At 51.4% G+C, this 4,631-nt stretch carries 3 protein-coding genes; all 3 read left to right on the top strand.

Going from position 1 to position 4,631, the window contains the following annotated elements; translation table 11 throughout:
• Positions 1 to 504 precede the first annotated feature (504 nt).
• Genes RM811_RS20710 through RM811_RS20700 form a run of 3 tightly spaced genes read left to right on the top strand, consistent with a single transcriptional unit; the run spans position 505 to position 4,288 of the window.
• Positions 505 to 1,668 carry an ATP-dependent zinc protease gene (locus RM811_RS20710; RefSeq protein WP_402527831.1) on the top strand — a complete coding sequence of 388 codons (1,164 nt, stop codon included), beginning with the start codon at positions 505 to 507 and terminating at the stop codon, positions 1,666 to 1,668.
• Between the two features lie 48 nt (positions 1,669 to 1,716).
• On the top strand, positions 1,717 to 3,258 hold the full coding sequence (locus RM811_RS20705) for an inactive transglutaminase family protein (protein ID WP_402527829.1): 1,542 nt from the start codon (positions 1,717 to 1,719) through the stop codon (positions 3,256 to 3,258).
• Positions 3,259 to 3,298: 40 nt separating this feature from the next.
• Positions 3,299 to 4,288: an alpha-L-glutamate ligase-like protein gene (locus RM811_RS20700; RefSeq protein WP_402527828.1), complete on the top strand. Its 990-nt coding sequence runs from the start codon at positions 3,299 to 3,301 to the stop codon at positions 4,286 to 4,288.
• The last annotated feature ends 343 nt before the right edge of the window (positions 4,289 to 4,631 follow it).

The raw sequence follows: 4,631 nt of genomic DNA, 5'->3' as shown, positions 1-4,631 counted from the left end.
GTGGTTGGGTCCTGGCGCTACCACGCAGGACCCACAGGGCCTAAAAGCGTGGGAGCGAGGAGGGTTTTGCGACAACCGCCTTCGCGAGGATGACGGTCGGGGGGTGTTTTGCCCTTTTGCGACACCCTCGAAGGCGGGGATGACGGTGGTATGGCTATTTGAGCTTTGCTGCACCGCAGGAACTCGGGCAAAGAGCGATTCCCACTCATACGGCCAGCTCCGTATGCGTTCCCACGGGGAGCGTGGGAACGCGGTTTTGGGAGGACTCGTACTTTCTACAATGCCACTCCCCTGAGATCAGAATTTAATCATGATTGGGAATTGGCAAGTGACGGCAGATCAAGTAAGCTTCCTGACTTTTAAAGTTGCCAGCACTTCAGCCATCTATGACCAGAAGCTTGTTCCAAAGCCTTTCTGATTCCGTTGATTACAGGCAACAGCCATGGCTACACGCATATGACGCGTGAACCTTAATAATCCCCAAAAAATCACAGTACTAGTCATATGTCCCGAAACCTGGCCCTGCCCGCTATATTTTTTCTAATCATGATTCTATCCGGCTGCCAGACAGTTTTTTATAAAGAGCGTCCCAAAAAGGACAGTACGATTATCCTTCAACCCATTCCAGTTCCTGATAAATCGGGTCAGCCCATCCTGCCATCAAGGCCGGAGGACACATCACAGCCTCCTGATGAGACCCATACGATCACCATCCGCGAACAGACCATACAGACACCAGCCCACCAGAATGGACGTCTGGTGCTGGGTATTAATGAAACAGCATCCCTGCCAAACCTGAACCTCACTATCCAGGCAAAACTGGATACCGGTGCTGAGAACAGCTCCGCTGATGCCAGAAATATCCAGTTCTTTGAACGAGACGGGAAAAAGTGGGTCAAATTTGATCTTCACCGGACCTCCAAAGGTACGATACCCATGGAGCAACCGGTTAAAAGCATTATCAAGATCAAACGCCCCGGACTGCCCTCAGATGAACGCCCGGTCATTAACCTTACCGTGACGATTGGAGACATTACCCAGGCGGTCCCGATTTCTCTTACTGACCGCAGCAAGTACCAGTCGCCTCTGTTGATAGGCAGAAGCTTTATGCAGGATCTTGCGGTTATTGATGTCAATCAGAAGTTTATCGCCACCAAGTCGGTGATCAGCTCCAATAACCGCAAAACTGAAGTTCCTGTCACCCAGAAGTCTTTCACACGGGCAATAATAAAGCCTGTCAGCGTCAAGGGGCTGGCTACCCTGGGGGCTGTTGAGTATATGACATTGCCAGACTCAGGCACTGTCCTGAAGGCTCGCATTGATACTGGCGCACTGACGTCTTCTATTGATGCGCGGGACATCGAGCTATTCCAGAAGAATGATCATGACTGGGTTCGCTTTCAGCTGGCAAACTCCGCCGGAGACCTTATTACCATGGAAGAGCCGGTTACTCGCTTTGTCCGCATCAAACGACATGGCGAAGAGTCTGAACGCCGTGCGGTCATTACCCTGAATACCCTGATTGGCAGTATTATCTGCCCCACTCAGTTTACCCTGCGCAACCGGGAAAACTATGAGTACCCTGCACTTATCGGTGTCCGCTTTCTTAAGAAACGGGCTCTGGTTGATGTCTCCAGAGAATATACTTCCGACACCAGACAGCCCTGAGCTGTAACAGCCCTGAGCTCCAATAAACAGTAAAAAGCGGAGAGAAAGATGAAAGGTCGTTTTCAGCTTGGCCTTATGATTGCCGTTCTGATTGTGGCCGGCCTTGGATTAACCCTGTACAAGCATTTTGCACTGGGTTTTCCTCTGCTGGGCAAGGACGTATCAACCGTTTGGAGTATTGAGGCCTGGGTCAGCTTCAAAGCCCGGGGCGAGGCGGCCCAGGCCAGCCTGACCCTTCCCGACCAGCAATCGGATGTACGCATTCTGGATGAGTCGTTTGCTTCACCCGGCTACGGTATCAATCAAACCAATGATGGAGGCCAGCGTCGTGTAGAATGGAGTATTCGCAAAGCAGATGGTCGTCAGGATCTGTTCTACAAGGTTAAACTTCACCTGGAATCTGGTATCAGCCAAAGCGTTGAAGACCAGCCTGAAGCATTTATTACTCCCGTCCTTCCTGAACCTTATCAAACTGCCGCTCAAGGCCTGTTGAAACGAGTAACAGACCGTTCAGCAGACCCTGTCAGCTTTACCGGCACGATGATCAGTCAGTTCAATGCCAGAGAACCCAGCCAGAATACCAATATGCTACGTGGCATGGTAGAAGACGGTGTCACACTCCCTGAGTTGCTGGTCAACCTGCTTCACATGGGTAATATTCCCGCTCGCATTGTTCGGGGGCTGCACCTTGAAGATGGTCGCCGCAGACAACCCATCGTTGACATGATTGAAATATACGACGGCAAAGAGTGGCAGCTCTTTGACCCCAGAACAGGCAAAGCGGGCAACCCTGAATCATTTTTCCTCTGGCAGCGCGGTGCCAAGTCACTACTGGATGTAATGGGTGGTGTAGACTCAGACATCAAGTTCTCCATTATTTCCCAGAACATTCCTACCCGGGAACTGGCCCTTACCCAGGCAACTCAGGATGGAGCAGCGTTAATTGACTTTTCCATCTACTCTCTGCCACTTGAAGTTCAGAACGCTTTTAAAATTATCCTGCTGATTCCTATCGGCGTGCTTGTAGTCCTGATCATGCGCATTATGGTCGGACTGCGCACATCCGGTACGTTTATGCCGGTGCTTATTGCCATGGCATTTCTTCAGACTCAATTACTGCCCGGGCTGGTGATCTTTATATCCCTCGTGTCTATTGGCTTATGGATTCGCTCCTTCCTGAGCCAGCAGAATATGCTATTGGTTGCACGCCTCGGCGCGGTCATTATCGTGGTCATACTGATCATGGCCGCCATGAGTATCTTAAGCTGGAAGATGGGAATTACCCAGGCCCTCACGGTCACCTTCTTCCCTATGATTATCCTGGCCTGGACCATTGAAAGGATGTCTATTCTCTGGGAGGAAGAAGGACCAGAGGATGTCGTGAAAGAAGGCGGCGGCAGTCTTCTGGTAGCGACAATGAGCTATCTGCTGATGTCCAACCCCATCGTTGAACAGCTGACCTTTAATTTCCCTGAATTAATGCTGACGTTACTTGGTATCGTCCTGCTACTGGGCCAGTACACTGGCTACCGTCTGCTGGAATTAAAGCGATTCTACCCACTGGTTCATTCTGACAATAAACAGCCATGAGCTCACAAAAGCATGATCGGACAATAGAGGTGAGTTTCCCATGGGATGGTTAAGTACTTTTATTCATGACACGCTTAGAAAAAACTCAATCACAACCCCAACCCTGCTTCGTGAAGCCGGGATTCTAAGCATGAACAGCCGTAACCTGAACTATATCTCCCGATATAACCCCAGACGGCTGCTACCTCTGGTGGATGATAAGCTCACAACAAAACGCATGGCTGAAAAAGCCGGTATTGATGTACCAAAGCTGATCGGCGTCATCGAATACCAGTCCGATATTCGAAAGCTGAAGAACATCCTTGAGCCATTGCAGCAGTTTGTTATCAAACCCGCCAAGGGCAGTGGCGGCAAAGGCATTCTGGTCATTACCGGCCGGGATGGAGACCGCTACGTAAAAGCCAGTGGTGAAAGCCTTTCCTTTGATGCTATCAGCCGTGATGTTTCCAACATCCTTGGCGGCCTCTACAGCCTTGGTGGCAAAACCGATGTCGCCGTTATCGAAAGCCTGATTGTTGCTGACCCTATCTTCAAAAACTACAGTTTTGAAGGCGTCCCGGATATTCGGGTCATTGTTTTTCGAGGGTTTCCCGTTATGGCGATGATGCGTCTGGCGACCAGGGCATCCGATGGCAAAGCAAACCTTCACCAGGGCGCTGTCGGGGTTGGCCTGGACATTGCCACCGGCAACAGCCTTCGCTCAGTACAGCATGACCTGCCTGTGGATCAACATCCGGATACCGGTCATGATTTCTCTGCACTCAACGTCCCCCACTGGCATAAAATACTGAGCCTTTCTGCAGCCTGCTATGAAATGACTCAGCTGGGCTATCTTGGCGCGGACCTGGTATTGGACAAAAACCTTGGCCCCCTGATTCTTGAGCTTAATGCACGACCAGGACTTGCTATTCAGATTGCCAATGGGCAGGGGATTAAACCAAGGCTTGAAACCATCGAAGCACTGCGCAAGCACGATTTGCCGATTGAAGAGCGGGTTGCCTTTTCTCAAAAACACTTTGGTATTAGCTAATACCTGACACCTGCGCCTCGTAACAGTCATCTCCACGAAGGAGGTTGTCGCAAAAGGTTGACCCTCCGTCTTTCCCGCGCAGGAGGCTGTCGCAAAACCCACCAGGAACCCTCCGTCTTTCCCGCGCAGGAGGCTGTCGCAAAACCCACCAGGAACCCTCCGTCTTTCCCGCGCAGGAGGCTGTCGCAAAACCCACCAGAAACCCTCCGTCTTTCCCGCGCAGGAGGCTGTCGCAAAACCCACCAGAAACCTCGTTCCCACGCTCTGCGTGGGAATGCATAGCCAACCACAGGAATCGTGTCTGTGGTTGGGTCCTGGCGCTACCACGCAGAGCGTGGGAGCG

Origin of the sequence: Endozoicomonas sp. (assembly GCF_031844845.1) — a bacterium.
In the GTDB taxonomy this organism is placed as follows: domain Bacteria; phylum Pseudomonadota; class Gammaproteobacteria; order Pseudomonadales; family Endozoicomonadaceae; genus Endozoicomonas.
The sequence above is the reverse complement of the archived record's forward strand: the minus strand, read 5'-3'. Positions and strand labels throughout refer to the sequence as shown.

Excerpts from the sequence above, each read along its gene's own strand:
- RM811_RS20705 (WP_402527829.1), top strand. The coding sequence starts at position 1,717 with ATGAAAGGTCGTTTTCAGCTTGGCCTTATGATTGCCGTTCTGATTGTG.
- RM811_RS20710 (WP_402527831.1), top strand. The coding sequence starts at position 505 with ATGTCCCGAAACCTGGCCCTGCCCGCTATATTTTTTCTAATCATGATT.
- RM811_RS20700 (WP_402527828.1), top strand. The coding sequence starts at position 3,299 with ATGGGATGGTTAAGTACTTTTATTCATGACACGCTTAGAAAAAACTCA.